A 16087-nucleotide genomic window follows, 5' to 3' on the forward strand; every position below is an offset into this window, starting at 1 on the left:
GTCATTTAATTATTTTAAATGACACTTTTTAAATATTTTATCTCTTGTCTAATTCTACGAAATCCCTTAAGTTCTCTCCAACGTAAACTTGACGTGGACGACCTATTGGTTCTTTATTTAAACGCATTTCTCTCCATTGTGCTATCCATCCTGGTAAACGTCCTAATGCAAACATAACTGTAAACATTTCTACAGGAATCCCCATAGCTCTATAAATAATTCCTGAGTAGAAATCTACATTTGGATATAATTTTCTTTCTACAAAATATGGATCGTTCAATGCTTCTTGCTCTAATCCTTTAGCGATATCTAATATCGGATCATTCACCCCTAAATCTGCCAATACTTCATCAGCTGCTTTTTTAATGATTCTTGCTCTAGGATCGAAGTTTTTATACACACGATGTCCGAATCCCATTAAACGGAATGGATCATTTTTATCTTTAGCTTTCGCCATGTATTTCTTAGTATCTCCTCCATCTTCTTTAATCGCTTCTAGCATTTCTAATACTGCTTGGTTAGCACCACCATGCAATGGCCCCCATAAAGCAGAAATTCCTGCTGATAACGATGCGAATAATCCTGCATGTGATGACCCTACGATACGTACTGTAGACGTAGAACAGTTTTGTTCATGATCAGCATGTAAAATTAATAGTTTATCTAATGCATTAATCATAATAGGATTTAACTCGTACTCATCATTTGGTTTTTGAAACATCATTGTTAAGATATTTTCAACATACCCCAATTTACGAGATCCGTAATGTAGTGGCAATCCTTGTTTTTTACGTAAAGTCCAAGCTACTAACACAGGGAATTTACCCATGATTTTCACGATAGCTTTATACATATCTTCATCTGAATCAACGTTTACAGAAGATGGATTAAAAGCTGTTAATGCAGATGTTAATGATGATAACACTCCCATTGGATGCGCATTCTTAGGAAAAGCATCAATAATTTTTTTAATATCATCATCCACAATAGCTTCATCTAAGATATCTCCATAAAACTTATCTAATTGCTCTTTAGTCGGCAACTCTCCAAAAATTAAAGCATAAGCTACTTCTAAGAAATCTGCTTTTTCAGCTAGTTCTTCAATTGAATATCCACGGTATCTTAAAACACCTTCTTCACCATTTAAAAATGTTATAGCACTTTGGCATGAGCCTGTATTCTTGTATCCTGGATCAATGGTTATAACTCCATCTGTGACCCCTCTTAAGGCTTTAATATCAATTGCAGTTTCATTTTCTGTCCCTTTTACTAAAGGAAACTCGTACGTATTTTCGCCAATTTGTAATTTTGCTATATCTGACATTTTTTAACTATAATTTTTTATGATTGAAGTGAATTGCGAAGATACCATTTTTTGGATTATTTTAAAAGAGCTAATAGATAGATTTTTAATATAAAAAAATCAGTTTATCTTATGTAAAATAAACTAAAACCTCGCTTATCTATAATACAAGGTTTATGTGTAAGTTGTCTTTATCTGATTTCTTTTATTTTCCTTAAATTCTTTCAAACTTGTTGAGTTTGTTACTTCCTTACTCCTTCCTTTCAAAAAAAACATTTTTTATTTTTGGTTATATGTTTTTTTTGAAATAAATATTAATATTCTTTAAAATATTTAACTCACAAAAACAACAATACAAAATAAAATGTTAAATTTTTGTTGTTATTTTATTAATGTTTGAAAATTATATATTTTTCGTAAAAATAAATTCAATTCATAAAACCCTTTCACAATGAAAAAATTTAAATTTATTATTGCATTATTATGCATACCCTTTCTTGCTGTACAATGTACCCAAGAAGAAAATAATCTTACAAATGAAAATGGACCTACAGGTATTAGCTCACCAAGTATGTTAGAAATTAACAACGCTGAGCACTACACTGTTGATGGTTTTGGTCCAAATTCTTACTGGGCAGAATATATAGTTAACCAGTCTACTACCAATTTTTTAAAAACTCAACATAACAGTGCCGCTAGTTTTTTTGGCATGGGTAATGTGCCTTTATATTTAGCAGGTGGAGATGGAACATTCAATGCTTTATCTTACTCTAATGGTTATATAGTTTGGGGAGAAGAATTATTAGCAAGTGCTTTAAACTATGGTAATGCTGCCATTGCATACGTTGCTGCACACGAAATGGGACATCAAGTACAGTTTAGAGACGGTACCATACCTAGTGGTAATCATGTTAGCGCTACTGAATTAGAAGCTGATGGATTTGGAGGATATTTTATCCGAAGAACTTATACTAGTAACTGGAATACTGCTGCTAGTGCTTATAACTTTTCACAAACATTGGCTGGACCTAACGGAAGCTCTCACGGTACTGCTTCTCAAAGAAGATCTGCTTTTAGATTAGGATATTTATTAGGAGATAACGGAACTTACTCTAACAGAAATTTTGATAGTAATTTCTTTTACTACTATGACTATTATGTTGTAGGTGGTAGACTAAAATTAGAATTAAAAAAGCCAGCTTCTATAGAACAAAGTCAACATGAGAATATTGTTGCTCACCTAGAAGAGTTACAGAAAATTGCTTCAGGAGAAATTTCTGAAGAAGAATTCTTAAACTTAAATTAAAATATAATCAACTAAAATAAACGAATTGAATTTGATTTCAAAGGCTGTCTTATATGTTAAGACAGCCTTTGTTTATTGTATACTACTTAGCCTTAATTTGATTTTTCTTGATCTTCTTCATAATTCTTTTCAAAGCACTATGAATAATCAGGTTTGAATTTTTAGAAAGTGCATAATCATTATCTCTTTCAGAAACAACTAATTTACCAACTACTGTTTGACTGTATAATATTTTAAACATGTTTAAATCGTAGATACTAAGTGTTACCTCACCAATGTTTTTTGAAGGATCAGTTTGAGAACTGCCTGCTCCTAAAATATCAACTTCATTGGCTATATTTTTAGTTCTAATATCAATAAAGTAATCATAACCTGTGCCGTTTTTTATATCTTTAAAAATAGATTTATCAAGACTAGCTGAGATATTACTGGGAATTAATATTCCTTTCATGTTGCTAACTACCAAAAGTCTATTACCTATAAGCTCAGAAAATCGTTCATTTGCCATTTCAGTTAAACCATCTTTTCTAGTGTTTTTAAAAGAGGTAACATCATTTAACAACCACTTTCCTTTTCTGAAATCTAATCGTGAATTTACATCTCCAGAATGAGTATATTTTACCGAATTGCAAGATGTAATTACAATAGCAACAAGTAATATGTATAAATATCCCATATTTCTATAAATCAAACCCTAAATTCAATTGTACCATTAATGGAAAATAATAACCGTTACCATTAACATCAAAATAATAAATAGGTCCCATATCAAATAATAAATGGAAATTTTTACCATATTTACGTTGAATTCCCCAGGTTGGTCCTACAGCAAAATCTAAACCATCGGTACCGTTGGAATTTCCAAACAATGATTCTCCTCTTGTTAAAAATCGTGCAGACACAAAATTCCCTGAATTATTGGTAGTATTCAACCCTTTGGTTTTACGCTTATCAAAATTATAAAACCACTTGTGTTGTACATCTAAAAAAGGGTTAAATGACGTTATAAAACCTGAGCTCACTGTTAAATCAGTGTGAGGGTAACTAATACTATACCCAATACCTGTTCCTATAGACAGAGTAGATGCATTTCCTGTTGACATTTCGTATTCTACTCCTGGATTTAAAAAATTAATTCTCCAAATATTTTCAGTTTGTTTTTCTTGAGAAAATAATGTCAAAGTTATTAAGCTACTGATAAATAGCATTGTTCTTTTCATAGTTAATTTTTATAATTAAATAACAGAATAAAAAGACATTACCCTACTTTTAAAAAAAATAGTAATAACTAAAAAAGCTCGCACATATATATGTACGAGCTTTAAAGACTACATTAAAATAAATTATTTTATTTTAAACGCTTTTTCTTGCGGATAATAAGCTACATCAGCTAACTCTTCTTCAATACGTAATAATTGATTGTATTTAGCCATACGATCTGAACGAGAAGCCGAACCTGTTTTGATTTGGCCTGTGTTTAATGCTACAGCTAAATCTGCAATTGTATTATCTTCGGTTTCTCCTGAACGGTGACTCATTACAGAAGTATACCCTGCATTATGTGCCATATTAACAGCTGAAATTGTTTCTGTTAGCGTACCAATTTGGTTTACCTTTATTAAAATTGAATTGGCAATACCGTTTTCAATACCTTTCGATAAACGCTCTACATTTGTTACAAATAAATCGTCACCTACTAATTGAACTTTATCTCCTACTTTTTCAGTTAAGTATTTCCATCCATCCCAATCATTTTCGTCCATTCCGTCTTCGATAGAAATGATAGGGTATTTTTCGCATAACTCAGCTAAGTAATCTGCTTGCTCTTGGCTAGTACGAACTTTACCTTTTGCTCCTTCAAACTTAGTATAATCATATTTTCCATCTACATAAAATTCAGCTGAAGCACAATCTAGCGCAATCATTACTTCTTCTCCTAATTTATATCCAGCATTTTTAGTTGCTAAAGCAATTGTTTCGATAGCATCTTCTGTTCCTTCTAATGTTGGGGCAAAACCTCCTTCATCACCTACAGCCGTTGATAAATTACGGTCGTGTAATACTTTCTTTAAATTATGAAAGATTTCAGAACCTACTTGCATCGCTTCTGTAAAGTTTTGAGCTTTAATAGGCATAACCATAAACTCTTGAAATGCTATTGGTGCATCTGAATGTGAACCTCCATTTATGATATTCATCATTGGTACTGGTAACGTGTTTGCTGATACCCCACCTACATAACGATATAACGGTAAACCTAACTCATTTGCTGCTGCTTTCGCTGCTGCTAAAGAAACTCCCAAAATAGCATTGGCTCCTAAGTTTGATTTGTTTGGCGTTCCATCTAAATCAATCATTAGTTGATCAATCATGTTTTGTTCAAAAACTGATACTCCTAATAATTCTTGGGCTATGGATGTGTTTACATTTTTAACTGCTTTTAACACGCCTTTACCCATATAATCATTTCCTCCATCGCGTAACTCAACAGCTTCGTGTTCTCCTGTAGAAGCTCCTGATGGTACTGCTGCTCTACCTACAATTCCGTTTTCAGTAGTTACATCTACTTCTACTGTTGGGTTTCCTCTTGAATCAAAAATTTGACGTGCGTGAATGTTGATTATAATACTCATAGTGTTTATTTTTTACTCTTGAACAAAGCTAAGAGTGACCTGTGATTTATTTTAATTATAGATTCCCGTGAATTTTAGTCCACGGGAATCTCTATTTTTTATTCTTTTAAGCTTTTACTTTTTTGATGTTTTCGATAAACTCATCAAATAAGTATTCGGCATCATGTGGTCCAGGACTTGCTTCTGGGTGATACTGAACAGAAAATACATTTTTAGATTTCATTCTGATACCTGCAACTGTATTATCATTTAAGTGTACATGAGTTATTTCTACATCAGGATGTGCTTCCGCTTCTTCACGATTGATAGCAAAACCATGGTTTTGTGATGTGATCTCTCCTTTTCCTGTCAGTAAGTTTTTTACAGGATGATTAATACCTCTGTGACCATTATGCATTTTGTAAGTAGAAATTCCGTTTGCTAACGCAATTACTTGATGTCCTAAACAAATTCCAAATAATGGTAAATCTCTTTTTATGATTTCCTTTGCTGTATTTTGAGCTTCTTCTAAAGGCTCTGGATCTCCGGGTCCGTTAGAAATAAAGTATCCATCTGGGTTAAAATCGCTCATTTGTTCAAAACTAGCATTGTATGGATATACTTTAATGTACGCTCCTCGTTTAGCTAAGTTTCTTAAAATGTTTTTCTTGATACCGATATCTAAAGCAGATATTTTTATCGGAGCATTTTCCTCTCCTACAAAATAAGGCTCTTTAGTAGATACTTTTGATGCAAGCTCTAAGCCTTCCATGTTAGGTGTATTAGCTAACTGTTTCTTTAACTCATCAATTTTGTCAACTTCAGTAGAAATAACAGCATTCATCGCTCCATTTTCTCTTATATAAGAAACTAAAGCGCGTGTATCTACATCGGAAATAGCAACTAAATTGTGCTCTTGAAACCAATCAAATAAGTTTCCGTCAGAATCTACACGAGAGTGTGTAAAACTAAAGTTACGACAAATTAATCCTGAAATTTTAATCCCATCAGATTCTACTTCTTCATTATTAATCCCATAGTTACCAATATGTGCATTGGTAGCAACCATTAATTGCCCAAAATAAGAAGGATCGGTAAAAATCTCTTGATAACCTGTCATACCTGTATTAAAACAGATTTCTCCAGTTGAAGTTCCCTCAATTCCAACAGATTTTCCGTAGAAAATAGTTCCGTCAGCTAATAGAACTAATGCTTTTTTACGTGTTTGATATTTCATTTAGTGTGTTGTGTAATTTGTTTGCAAAAATATATAAAAAAAGGGACAAACATTAAATGTTTATCCCTTTGATATAATTTATAAAAATTTTCATTTTTATTCTTCTTCTTGTGAAGTTTGAGTTTCAACAGCAGCTCCTTCAGTCTTCTTCGCTCCACCACGACGGCTACGACGAGTAGTCTTTTTAGCTTTGTTTCCTTTTGGATCGTATAACTCGTTATAATCAACTAATTCTACCATTGCCATAGAAGCGTTATCTCCTTGACGGTTTCCTAATTTGATGATACGTACGTATCCTCCTGGTCTGTCTGCTACTTTTACAGAAATTTCTTTGAATAATTCTGTTACAGCTTCCTTACTACGTAAGTAACTAAATACTGTACGACGGTTGTGAGTTGTATCATCTTTAGATTTTGTAATTAAAGGCTCTACAAACTTACGTAAAGCTTTCGCTTTAGCTTCAGTAGTATTGATACGCTTGTGCTCTATTAAAGAACAAGCCATGTTAGATAACATCGCTTTTCTGTGCGCTGTTTTTCTTCCTAAATGATTAAATTTCTTTCCGTGTCTCATGACATTTGGTTTTAGCTTTCATCTTGCTACTAACCCTAGTTTAGGGGAGCAAAATATGAAAGGTTAATCTTTATCTAATTTGTATTTGCTTAAATCCATTCCGAAATTTAAACCTTTGTTAGCCACTAACTCATCTAATTCAGTTAATGATTTTTTACCAAAGTTTCTGAACTTCATTAAATCGCTTTTGTTAAATGATACTAAGTCTCCTAAAGTATCTACTTCTGCAGCTTTTAAACAGTTTAAAGCACGAACTGATAAATCCATATCAACTAATTTCGTCTTTAATAACTGACGCATATGCAATGACTCTTCATCATATGTTTCAGTTTGTGCGATTTCATCTGCCTCTAAAGTGATACGCTCATCAGAGAATAACATAAAGTGGTGGATTAAAATCTTAGCTGCTTCAGTTAAGGCATCTTTAGGATTGATAGAACCATCAGTATCGATATCGAAAACTAATTTTTCGTAATCGGTCTTTTGTTCTACACGGAAATTTTCAACAGCATACTTTACATTCTTTATTGGAGTGTAAATAGAATCTGTAAAAATAGTTCCTAAAGGAGCACCAGCTCTTTTATTTTCTTCTGCTGGCACAAAACCTCTACCTTTTTCAATGGTAATTTCAGCATTTAACGTTACTGATTTATCCATGTTACAAATTACTAAATCTGGATTTAGTACTTGGAAACCTGAGATAAATTTTTGTAAATCACCAGCTGTTAATTGCTCTTGTCCTGATATTGCTATAGAAACTGTTTCTCTATCAGATTCTTCAATCTGCTTCTTAAAACGTACTTGTTTTAAATTTAAGATAATTTCAGTTAGATCTTCTACAACACCTTGAATTGTTGAAAATTCATGATCAACTCCGTCAACACGTAATGATGTAATGGCAAACCCTTCAAGAGAAGATAATAATACTCTTCTTAAAGCGTTACCTACTGTTAATCCAAAACCTGGTTCAAGAGGTCTGAATTCGAATCTTCCTGAAAAATCAGTAGATTCAATCATTATTACTTTATCAGGCTTTTGAAAATTTAAAATTGCCATATATTTTTCTTCGTTTTAATTGTTATTCAGTTGCGCGGTTTATAAGTGTGAAGAAATACAAACAAACCCTTTGGCTGAACACCAATATGATTAATTTATTACTTAGAGTATAATTCTACGATTAACTGCTCTTTGATATTCTCAGGAATTTGTAATCTTTCTGGTACTTTTACAAATGTTCCAGATTTTTGATCAGCATTCCAAGATAACCACTCATAAACATTGCTGTTAGATGCTAATGAATTTTCAATAGCTTCTAAAGATTTAGATTTCTCTCTAACCGCAATAACATCTCCTTCTCTTAAACTGTAAGATGGAATGTTTACAATCTCACCATTTACTGTAATGTGACGGTGAGAAACTAATTGACGAGCTCCACTACGAGATGGTGAAATACCTAAACGGTAAACAACATTATCTAAACGAGACTCACATAATTGTAATAAAATTTCACCTGTTACTCCTTGAGAAGATGATGCCTTTTTAAATAAATTACGGAACTGACGCTCTAATATACCATACATATATTTAGCTTTCTGCTTTTCCATTAACTGGACAGCATATTCAGATTTTTTTCCTCTACGTTTACCTACACCATGTTGTCCTGGAGGGTAATTTCTTTTTTCGAAGTTTTTATCGTCTCCGAAAATTGCTTCGCCAAACTTACGAGCAATTTTAGTTTTTGGTCCTGTATATCTTGCCATTTCTAATTAATTTAGTAGGGATTATGAATTAAGGCTTACTCCTTCGATAATCTTTATATCCTACTTTTGTTAAAATATTTAATTTTTGTGCACTATGGTACACTTAAATAAAATATAAGTTGAAAATTAATTCAACTTATACTCTACGTCTTTTTGGTGGACGACATCCATTGTGAGGAATTGGAGTAACATCAATAATTTCTGTTACCTCTATACCTGTATTGTGGATAGATCTGATTGCAGATTCTCTACCATTACCTGGTCCTTTAACATACACCTTTACTTTACGTAAACCTGCTTCTTTGGCTACGTTAGCACAATCTTCTGCTGCTAATTGAGCTGCATAAGGAGTGTTCTTTTTAGAACCTCTGAAACCCATTTTACCTGCAGATGACCAAGAAATAACGTCACCTTTTTTGTTTGTTAAAGAAATAATAATATTGTTGAATGATGCAGTTACGTGAGCTTCACCAACTGATTCTATTACAACTTTACGTTTTTTTGTTACTTTCGACTTTGCCATGATTCTTTACTATTAGTAAAAAATAATCAGTGATTATTTTTTCTTGTTAGCTACAGTTTTTCTCTTACCTTTTCTAGTACGAGAGTTATTCTTCGTTCTTTGACCTCTTAATGGTAAACCAAGTCTGTGACGAATACCTCTTTGACATCCGATGTCCATTAAACGTTTAATGCTTAATTGAACTTCAGAACGTAACTCACCTTCAATAGTGAAAGTTCCTACTTGCTCACGAATTGCTGCAATTTGATCATCAGTCCAATCTTGAACTTTGATACTCTCATCTATATTAGCAGCAGCTAAAACTTCTTTAGCTCTACTTTTTCCTATACCAAAGATGTAAGTTAAAGCGATAACACCTCTTTTATTCTTTGGAATATCTATACCTGCGATTCTTGCCATAACTACCCTTGTCTTTGTTTAAATCTAGGATTCTTTTTGTTAATTACATATAATCTGCCTTTTCTGCGTACAATTTTGCAGTCGGCACTTCTTTTCTTTAATGATGCTCTTACTTTCATCAGTGTGTGTTTTTAATATCTGTAAGTAATTCTTGCCTTTGATAAATCATACGGACTCATTTCTAACTTTACCTTATCTCCTGGTAATAGTTTGATATAATGCATACGCATTTTTCCTGAAATGTGAGCCGTAACAATATGTCCGTTCTCTAATTCTACTCGAAACATCGCATTTGATAATGCTTCTGTAATAGTTCCGTCTTGTTGAATTGCTGGTTGTTTAGCCATATTATTTTAATGATTTTCTGTTACTGTTACCTGTTTTCATTAAACCATCATAACGACTGTTTAATAAATACGAGTTTATTTGCTGTATTGTGTCGATTGCAACTCCTACCATAATGATTAATGATGTTCCACCATAAAACATTGCCCAGTTTTGAGTAACCCCAAATTTTACAATGATTGCTGGTAAAATAGATAAAGCTGCTAAAAATATAGATCCTGGTAATGTGATTTTCGACAACACTGAATCTAAAAAGCTAGCTGTTTCTTCACCTGGTTTATACCCTGGAACAAAACCATTACTTCTCTTTAAGTCTTCTGCCATTTTATTCGTTGGAATAGTAATAGCTGTGTAGAAGTAGCTAAAGACAATAATTAATAAAGCAAATATAACGTTATACCATAAACCGTTAATATCAGTTAAACTGTTTAATGCTGGGTACTTTTGCCCTAATGCTATTGGTAAAAACATAATAGCTTGTGCAAAAATAATTGGCATTACTCCAGCTGCATTCAATTTTAATGGAATGTACTGTCTTGCGCCATCAACATCTTTAATGTTTGTAACTGCTGTACGACGTGCGTATTGAACGGCTACTTTACGTACAGCTGTAACTAATAATACGGTTAACAAGATTACTACAAACCAAACTATTAATTCGATTAAAATCATCATAATTCCTCCAGCACCTGCAGTTTGCTTAGAAACTAATTCTTGTATAAATGCTGCTGGGAAGTTTGCGATAATACCAACCGTAATTAATAATGATATTCCATTACCAACTCCTTTATCAGTAATACGCTCTCCTAACCACATTGCAAAAATTGTTCCTGCACTTAAAAGAATGATAGATGATATCCAAAATGTTGCTCCTGTTACTAAAAATGCTTCTTGCGGTAAACCCATTTGATTTTGAATTACTCCAATATAGGTTGGCGCTTGAAACAATGTAATAGCAATAGTAAGCCATCTTGTTATTTGCGTAATCTTCTTACGTCCACTTTCTCCATCTTTTTGTAGTTTTTGTAAATATGGTACCGCAATACCCATTAACTGAACTACAATCGATGCAGAAATATAAGGCATTATACCAAGTGCCATTACTGACGCTCGAGCAAATGCCCCTCCTGTAAATGCGTTTAATAAACCTAAAAGTCCACTGTCAGTACTGTCTTTTAATGCTGATAACTGAGTAGGATCAATTCCAGGTAATGGAACTGCTGCCATAAAACGGTAAACAGCGATTAAACCTAAGGTTAAAAGTAATTTCTCTTTTAACTCTTCAATCTTCCAAATGTCTTTTAAAGTATTTATAAAATTCATCATTTACAATTCTTATAATGTTACTGCTTCACCTCCTGCTGCTTCAATAGCCGCTTTAGCTGATGCTGTAAATTTATGTACAGTTATATTTAATTTAGCTTTTAACTCTCCACCACCTAATATTTTTACTAAGTCGTTTTTACGAGCTAATCTGTTTTCTACTAAAACATCTAAACTAACTGTATCTGTTATCTTTCCGTTATCTACTAATGATTGTAACTTGTCTAAATTCACACCAACATACTCTTTACGATTAATGTTAGTGAAACCAAATTTAGGCACACGTCTTTGAAGTGGCATTTGCCCTCCTTCAAATCCTATTTTACGAGAATAACCAGAACGAGATTTAGCTCCTTTATGTCCTCTTGTAGAGGTACCTCCGTGACCAGAACCTTCTCCACGAGCGATTCTTTTACCGCTTTTTGTAGATCCTGCTGCTGGTTTTAAGTTATGTAAACTCATCTTTATATTGTCTTATTTAATTTCTTCAACAGAAACTAAGTGTGAAACTTTACTTACCATACCCAAAATTGTAGCTGATGCATCATGTTCTACAGTTTGGTTCATTTTACGTAAACCTAACGCCTCTAACGTTCTTTTTTGATTTTTAAGGCGACCGATTTTACTTTTTACTTGTGTAACTCTAATTTTACTCATCGTCTTAAATTTTAACCGTTAAAAACTTTCTCTAAAGATATACCTCTTTGCTTAGCAATAGTTGCCGCGCTACGTAACTGTAATAAAGCATCAAAAGTTGCTTTTACTACGTTATGAGGGTTTGATGATCCTTGAGATTTTGATAATACATCTTTAATACCAACAGCTTCTAATACTAAACGTACAGCACCACCGGCAATAACCCCGGTACCGTGTGAAGCAGGCTTAACGAATACTTTCGCTCCACCAAATTTACCTTTTTGCTCGTGTGGTAATGTTCCTTCTAAAATAGGGATACGTACTAAATTTTTCTTTGCATCTTCTACTGCTTTTGCAATTGCAGAAGAAACATCTTTAGACTTTCCTAATCCATGACCTACAACTCCGTTACCGTCTCCTACTACTACGATTGCAGAGAAACCAAATGCTCTACCTCCTTTAGTTACTTTGGTAACACGTTGTACACCTACTAATTTATCTACAAGCTCTAATCCGCTTGGTTTTACTCTTTCTACGTTTTTATATCCTAACATAATATAATTTCTTAAAATTTTAAACCAGCTTCTCTTGCAGCGTCTGCTAATACTTTAACTCTACCGTGATATAAATATCCGTTACGGTCAAAAGCAACAGTACCTACACCAGCTTTAACAGCTTTTTCAGCAATTGCTTTTCCTACAGCTGTAGCCGCTTCTGCTTTAGAACTAGATGTAATTTCTTTATCTCTTGATGATGCAGATGCTAATGTTACACCAGCAACGTCATCGATTAACTGAGCATAGATTTCTTTGTTACTTCTAAAAACTGATAACCTTGGTTTTTCAGCTGTTCCTGTAACGATCTTTCTAATTCTATACTTAATTCGTTGTCTTCTTTCAAGCTTTGATAATGCCATAATAATTTCTCTTATTTATTATGCAGATTTACCTGCTTTTCTTCTTAATACTTCTCCTACAAACTTAACTCCTTTTCCTTTGTATGGCTCTGGCCTACGGAATGAACGAATTTTTGCTGCAACTTGACCAACTAATTGTTTGTCATGTGAAGTTAATTTTACGATTGGATTCTTACCTTTTTCAGATATAGTTTCAACCTTAACCTCTGGAGCTAAATTTAAAACAATGTTGTGAGAGAAACCTAAGGCTAAATCTAATTTTTGCCCTTGGTTAGATGCTCTATAACCAACACCTACTAACTCTAATTCTTTAGTAAAACCTTTACTTACACCTTCAACCATGTTATTGATTAAAGCACGGTATAAACCATGTGCAGCTCTATGATCTTTACTTTCTGATGGTCTTTCTAAAGTGACTGTACCATCTTCAACTTTTACAGTAATTCCAGACTTAATTTCTTGAGTTAACTCTCCTAATTTTCCTTTTACTGTAACCACATTTCCGTCTACTTTTACTTCAACACCTTGTGGCAATGCGATTGGATTTTTTCCTATTCTACTCATCTTACAAAATGTTTTTTTAGTAAACGTAACATAATACTTCTCCACCAACGTTTTCTAGTCTTGCTTTTTTGTTTGTCATTACACCTCTTGATGTAGAAACAATTGCAATACCTAATCCGTTTAATACTCTTGGCATTTCTTTAGCGCCAACGTATCTACGTAAACCTGGTGTAGAAATTCTTTGAATCTTTCTGATTACTGATTCTTTCGTATCACGATCGTATTTTAAAGCTATCTTAATAGTTCCTTGAACTTTATCTTCATTGAACTGATAACTTAAAATGTAACCTTGATCGAACAAAATTTTCGTCATTTCCTTCTTCAACTTTGAAGCAGGAATTTCAACTACTCTGTGATTTGCTGCGATAGCATTTCTCACTCGAGTAAGAAAATCCGCGATTGGATCTGTATACATAGTTAATTAAATTGCGGTTTTGGTTTTTAGCTACCTTATTTCACTTGACAAATTACAGTTACTAAACCTGAAACCAGTTAATATTTATTTTTCGTTTTTTAAGGTAAAATCTCGTAGGCATTATACTATTACAAGTATTTACTTACAAGGCGCAATTTACCTCACAAAAACAGTGTGCAAATATACATAAACTTTTTGAAAATCAAACCTTTTTGGTAATTATCATTTTTAGTATCAAAATATTACGTTTTCACAAGTATGTTTAATCTAAAATGAAACTCAAAAAAACTGCTTATCACAACTTCATATTAAGCACAAAAAGGTGTACAACTTTGTTTTGTTGTACACCTTGTTTTTTGTATCTAAAGAGCTATTTTACCAGCTTGCTTTCTTTACTCCTGGAATTAATCCTTGGTTAGCCATTTCACGGAAAGTAACACGTGAAATTCCGAACTGACGCATATATCCTTTTGGACGTCCAGTTAGTTTACAACGGTTGTGCATTCTAATTGGTGATGCGTTTTTTGGTAACTTTTGTAACGCTTCATAATCTCCAGCTTCTTTTAAAGCTTTTCTCTTTTCAGCATACTTTGCAACCATTTTAGCTCTTTTGCGCTCACGCGCTTTCATTGATTCTTTAGCCATCTTATTAATTCTTTTTAAATGGTAAACCTAATTCTCCTAATAGTGATTTAGCTTCTTTATCAGTGTTTGCAGATGTTACAAAAGTAATATCCATACCACTAATTTTTTTCACTTGATCAATATTAATCTCAGGGTAGATGATTTGTTCAGTAATTCCTAAGTTGTAATTACCTCTACCATCAAAACCGTTTGCTTTGATTCCGTTAAAATCTCTTACACGTGGTATAGAAGCTGTAACTAATCTATCTAAAAATTCGTACATTTTATCTCCTCTTAACGTAACCTTTGCACCAATTGGCATTCCTTTACGTAATTTGAAGTTTGCAACGTCTTTTTTAGAAATTGTAGATACTGCTTTTTGACCTGTAATAGTTGTTAACTCATCAATTGCATATTCTATTAATTTCTTATCTGCTATAGCTGCACCAACACCTTTACTTACAACGATTTTTTGTAATTTAGGTACTTGCATTACATTGCTATAACCAAATTCATCAGTAAGAGCTTTGATAACTCTGCTCTTGTACTCTTCTTTTAATCTTGGTACGTAACTCATTGTTATATTGCTTTATCTGATTTTCTTGAAACTCTAACTTTCTTTCCACTTTCCTTATCAAAGTCATACCCTACTCTTACTGTTTCACCATTTTCGATTAAGGCAACGTTTGATATATGTAATGGAGCTTCTTTCTTTACAATTCCTCCTTGTGGATTTGCAGCACTTGGTTTAGTGTGTTTAGACACCATATTTACACCTTCTACTACTACTCTATCCTTATCTTTAAGAATTTGTAAAACTTTCCCTTCAGATCCTTTGTGATCTCCTGCTATAACTTTAACAGTATCTCCTGATTTAATTTTAAATTTTTTCATTTTAAAATCTGATTTTATAACACCTCAGGTGCTAATGATACTATTTTCATAAATTGTTTCTCACGTAATTCACGAGCCACAGGTCCGAATACACGTGTTCCTCTCATTTCCTCAGTAGGATTTAAAAGTACACAAGCATTATCATCAAATCTGATATATGATCCGTCTTTACGTCTAACTTCTTTCTTAGTACGAACAACAACTGCACGAGATACTTGACCTTTCTTAACAGTTCCGTTTGGAGTTGCAGATTTTACCGATACAACGATTTTATCTCCAACGCTAGCGTAACGCTTTTTTGTTCCTCCTAAAACTCTAATCACTAAAACTTCTTTTGCTCCAGTGTTATCTGCGACTTTTAATCTTGATTCTGTCTGTAACATATTATTTAGCTCTTTCTAGGATTTCTACTAATCTCCAACGTTTAGATTTACTCATAGGACGTGTTTCCATGATCCTTACAGTATCACCTTCGTTGCAATCGTTATTCTCGTCATGTGCAACGTACTTCTTAGTCTTTAATACGAACTTTCCGTACATTGGGTGCTTTACTCTTTTTACCTCGTTTACAACGATAGATTTCTCCATCTTGTTACTAGATACTACACCGATTCTCTCTTTTCTAAGATTTCTTTTTTCCATCTTTAAAACTGACTA

At 33.1% G+C, this 16087-nt stretch carries 25 protein-coding genes; 1 reads left to right on the top strand and 24 read right to left on the bottom strand.

Features of this window, described 5'->3' with window-relative positions:
• Nucleotides 1-37: 37 nt before the first annotated feature.
• Nucleotides 38-1324: a citrate synthase gene (locus ACQYZ7_RS08585; RefSeq protein ID WP_430729360.1), complete on the bottom strand. Its 1287-nt coding sequence runs from the start codon at nucleotides 1322-1324 to the stop codon at nucleotides 38-40.
• A gap of 430 nt (nucleotides 1325-1754) precedes the next feature.
• Here ACQYZ7_RS08585 and ACQYZ7_RS08590 point away from each other — a divergent pair, with 430 nt between their 5' ends.
• Entirely contained in the window at nucleotides 1755-2609 is an 855-nt protein-coding gene (locus ACQYZ7_RS08590) for a metalloprotease (RefSeq protein ID WP_430729361.1), read from the top strand.
• 82 nt (nucleotides 2610-2691) lie between these two features.
• Here ACQYZ7_RS08590 and ACQYZ7_RS08595 read toward each other — a convergent pair whose 3' ends face one another.
• From ACQYZ7_RS08595 to rpsQ, 23 genes are all read right to left on the bottom strand, one after another.
• A complete protein-coding gene (locus tag ACQYZ7_RS08595; protein ID WP_430729362.1) occupies nucleotides 2692-3285 on the bottom strand; it encodes a hypothetical protein in 594 nt (197 codons plus the stop codon).
• Nucleotides 3286-3289: 4 nt separating this feature from the next.
• On the bottom strand, nucleotides 3290-3829 hold the full coding sequence (locus ACQYZ7_RS08600; RefSeq protein WP_430729363.1) for a hypothetical protein: 540 nt from the start codon (nucleotides 3827-3829) through the stop codon (nucleotides 3290-3292).
• A gap of 123 nt (nucleotides 3830-3952) precedes the next feature.
• Nucleotides 3953-5242 (bottom strand): phosphopyruvate hydratase, encoded by a 1290-nt coding sequence (gene eno / locus ACQYZ7_RS08605; protein ID WP_430729364.1) that lies wholly within the window; start codon nucleotides 5240-5242, stop codon nucleotides 3953-3955.
• Between the two features lie 106 nt (nucleotides 5243-5348).
• Entirely contained in the window at nucleotides 5349-6458 is a 1110-nt protein-coding gene (gene carA / locus ACQYZ7_RS08610) for a glutamine-hydrolyzing carbamoyl-phosphate synthase small subunit (RefSeq protein ID WP_430729365.1), read from the bottom strand.
• A 96-nt stretch (nucleotides 6459-6554) separates the two neighbouring features.
• Complete coding sequence (gene rplQ / locus ACQYZ7_RS08615) at nucleotides 6555-7031, bottom strand: 50S ribosomal protein L17 (RefSeq protein WP_303506728.1); 477 nt, start codon at nucleotides 7029-7031, stop codon at nucleotides 6555-6557.
• A gap of 63 nt (nucleotides 7032-7094) precedes the next feature.
• On the bottom strand, nucleotides 7095-8087 hold the full coding sequence (locus ACQYZ7_RS08620) for a DNA-directed RNA polymerase subunit alpha (protein ID WP_320242436.1): 993 nt from the start codon (nucleotides 8085-8087) through the stop codon (nucleotides 7095-7097).
• 98 nt (nucleotides 8088-8185) lie between these two features.
• Nucleotides 8186-8791, bottom strand: a complete 606-nt coding sequence (gene rpsD / locus ACQYZ7_RS08625) for a 30S ribosomal protein S4 (RefSeq protein ID WP_430729366.1) — start codon at nucleotides 8789-8791, stop codon at nucleotides 8186-8188.
• A 136-nt stretch (nucleotides 8792-8927) separates the two neighbouring features.
• Nucleotides 8928-9314, bottom strand: a complete 387-nt coding sequence (gene rpsK, locus ACQYZ7_RS08630) for a 30S ribosomal protein S11 (protein ID WP_115900442.1) — start codon at nucleotides 9312-9314, stop codon at nucleotides 8928-8930.
• A 33-nt stretch (nucleotides 9315-9347) separates the two neighbouring features.
• A complete protein-coding gene (gene rpsM / locus ACQYZ7_RS08635; RefSeq protein WP_430729367.1) occupies nucleotides 9348-9713 on the bottom strand; it encodes a 30S ribosomal protein S13 in 366 nt (121 codons plus the stop codon).
• 2 nt (nucleotides 9714-9715) lie between these two features.
• A complete protein-coding gene (gene ykgO / locus ACQYZ7_RS08640; protein ID WP_010181906.1) occupies nucleotides 9716-9832 on the bottom strand; it encodes a type B 50S ribosomal protein L36 in 117 nt (38 codons plus the stop codon).
• Nucleotides 9833-9844: 12 nt separating this feature from the next.
• Entirely contained in the window at nucleotides 9845-10060 is a 216-nt protein-coding gene (gene infA, locus ACQYZ7_RS08645) for a translation initiation factor IF-1 (protein WP_024740627.1), read from the bottom strand.
• A gap of 1 nt (nucleotide 10061) precedes the next feature.
• Nucleotides 10062-11381, bottom strand: coding sequence for a preprotein translocase subunit SecY (secY, locus tag ACQYZ7_RS08650; protein WP_430729601.1), 1320 nt, complete (start codon nucleotides 11379-11381; stop codon nucleotides 10062-10064).
• 12 nt (nucleotides 11382-11393) lie between these two features.
• Nucleotides 11394-11843 carry a 50S ribosomal protein L15 gene (rplO, locus tag ACQYZ7_RS08655; protein WP_115900439.1) on the bottom strand — a complete coding sequence of 150 codons (450 nt, stop codon included), beginning with the start codon at nucleotides 11841-11843 and terminating at the stop codon, nucleotides 11394-11396.
• A gap of 12 nt (nucleotides 11844-11855) precedes the next feature.
• Nucleotides 11856-12038 carry a 50S ribosomal protein L30 gene (gene rpmD, locus ACQYZ7_RS08660; RefSeq protein WP_430729368.1) on the bottom strand — a complete coding sequence of 61 codons (183 nt, stop codon included), beginning with the start codon at nucleotides 12036-12038 and terminating at the stop codon, nucleotides 11856-11858.
• An 11-nt stretch (nucleotides 12039-12049) separates the two neighbouring features.
• Nucleotides 12050-12574: a 30S ribosomal protein S5 gene (gene rpsE, locus ACQYZ7_RS08665; protein ID WP_115900437.1), complete on the bottom strand. Its 525-nt coding sequence runs from the start codon at nucleotides 12572-12574 to the stop codon at nucleotides 12050-12052.
• 8 nt (nucleotides 12575-12582) lie between these two features.
• Nucleotides 12583-12933, bottom strand: a complete 351-nt coding sequence (rplR, locus tag ACQYZ7_RS08670; protein ID WP_430729369.1) for a 50S ribosomal protein L18 — start codon at nucleotides 12931-12933, stop codon at nucleotides 12583-12585.
• Nucleotides 12934-12951: 18 nt separating this feature from the next.
• Entirely contained in the window at nucleotides 12952-13497 is a 546-nt protein-coding gene (rplF, locus tag ACQYZ7_RS08675; RefSeq protein WP_430729370.1) for a 50S ribosomal protein L6, read from the bottom strand.
• Nucleotides 13498-13513: 16 nt separating this feature from the next.
• A complete protein-coding gene (gene rpsH, locus ACQYZ7_RS08680; RefSeq protein ID WP_430729371.1) occupies nucleotides 13514-13912 on the bottom strand; it encodes a 30S ribosomal protein S8 in 399 nt (132 codons plus the stop codon).
• Nucleotides 13913-14287: 375 nt separating this feature from the next.
• On the bottom strand, nucleotides 14288-14557 hold the full coding sequence (gene rpsN, locus ACQYZ7_RS08685) for a 30S ribosomal protein S14 (RefSeq protein WP_028890738.1): 270 nt from the start codon (nucleotides 14555-14557) through the stop codon (nucleotides 14288-14290).
• Nucleotides 14558-14561: 4 nt separating this feature from the next.
• Nucleotides 14562-15113, bottom strand: coding sequence for a 50S ribosomal protein L5 (rplE, locus tag ACQYZ7_RS08690; protein ID WP_430729372.1), 552 nt, complete (start codon nucleotides 15111-15113; stop codon nucleotides 14562-14564).
• A 2-nt stretch (nucleotides 15114-15115) separates the two neighbouring features.
• The gene (gene rplX / locus ACQYZ7_RS08695) at nucleotides 15116-15430 is read right to left on the bottom strand and encodes a 50S ribosomal protein L24 (protein WP_430729373.1); all 315 of its coding nucleotides are present in this window, start codon (nucleotides 15428-15430) and stop codon (nucleotides 15116-15118) included.
• Nucleotides 15431-15444: 14 nt separating this feature from the next.
• Nucleotides 15445-15813, bottom strand: coding sequence for a 50S ribosomal protein L14 (gene rplN, locus ACQYZ7_RS08700; protein WP_099215305.1), 369 nt, complete (start codon nucleotides 15811-15813; stop codon nucleotides 15445-15447).
• 1 nt (nucleotide 15814) lies between these two features.
• The gene (rpsQ, locus tag ACQYZ7_RS08705; protein ID WP_099215304.1) at nucleotides 15815-16072 is read right to left on the bottom strand and encodes a 30S ribosomal protein S17; all 258 of its coding nucleotides are present in this window, start codon (nucleotides 16070-16072) and stop codon (nucleotides 15815-15817) included.
• Nucleotides 16073-16087 lie beyond the last annotated feature (15 nt).

The sequence above is a fragment of the Tenacibaculum sp. SDUM215027 genome, assembly GCF_050566205.1.
GTDB lineage: Bacteria > Bacteroidota > Bacteroidia > Flavobacteriales > Flavobacteriaceae > Polaribacter.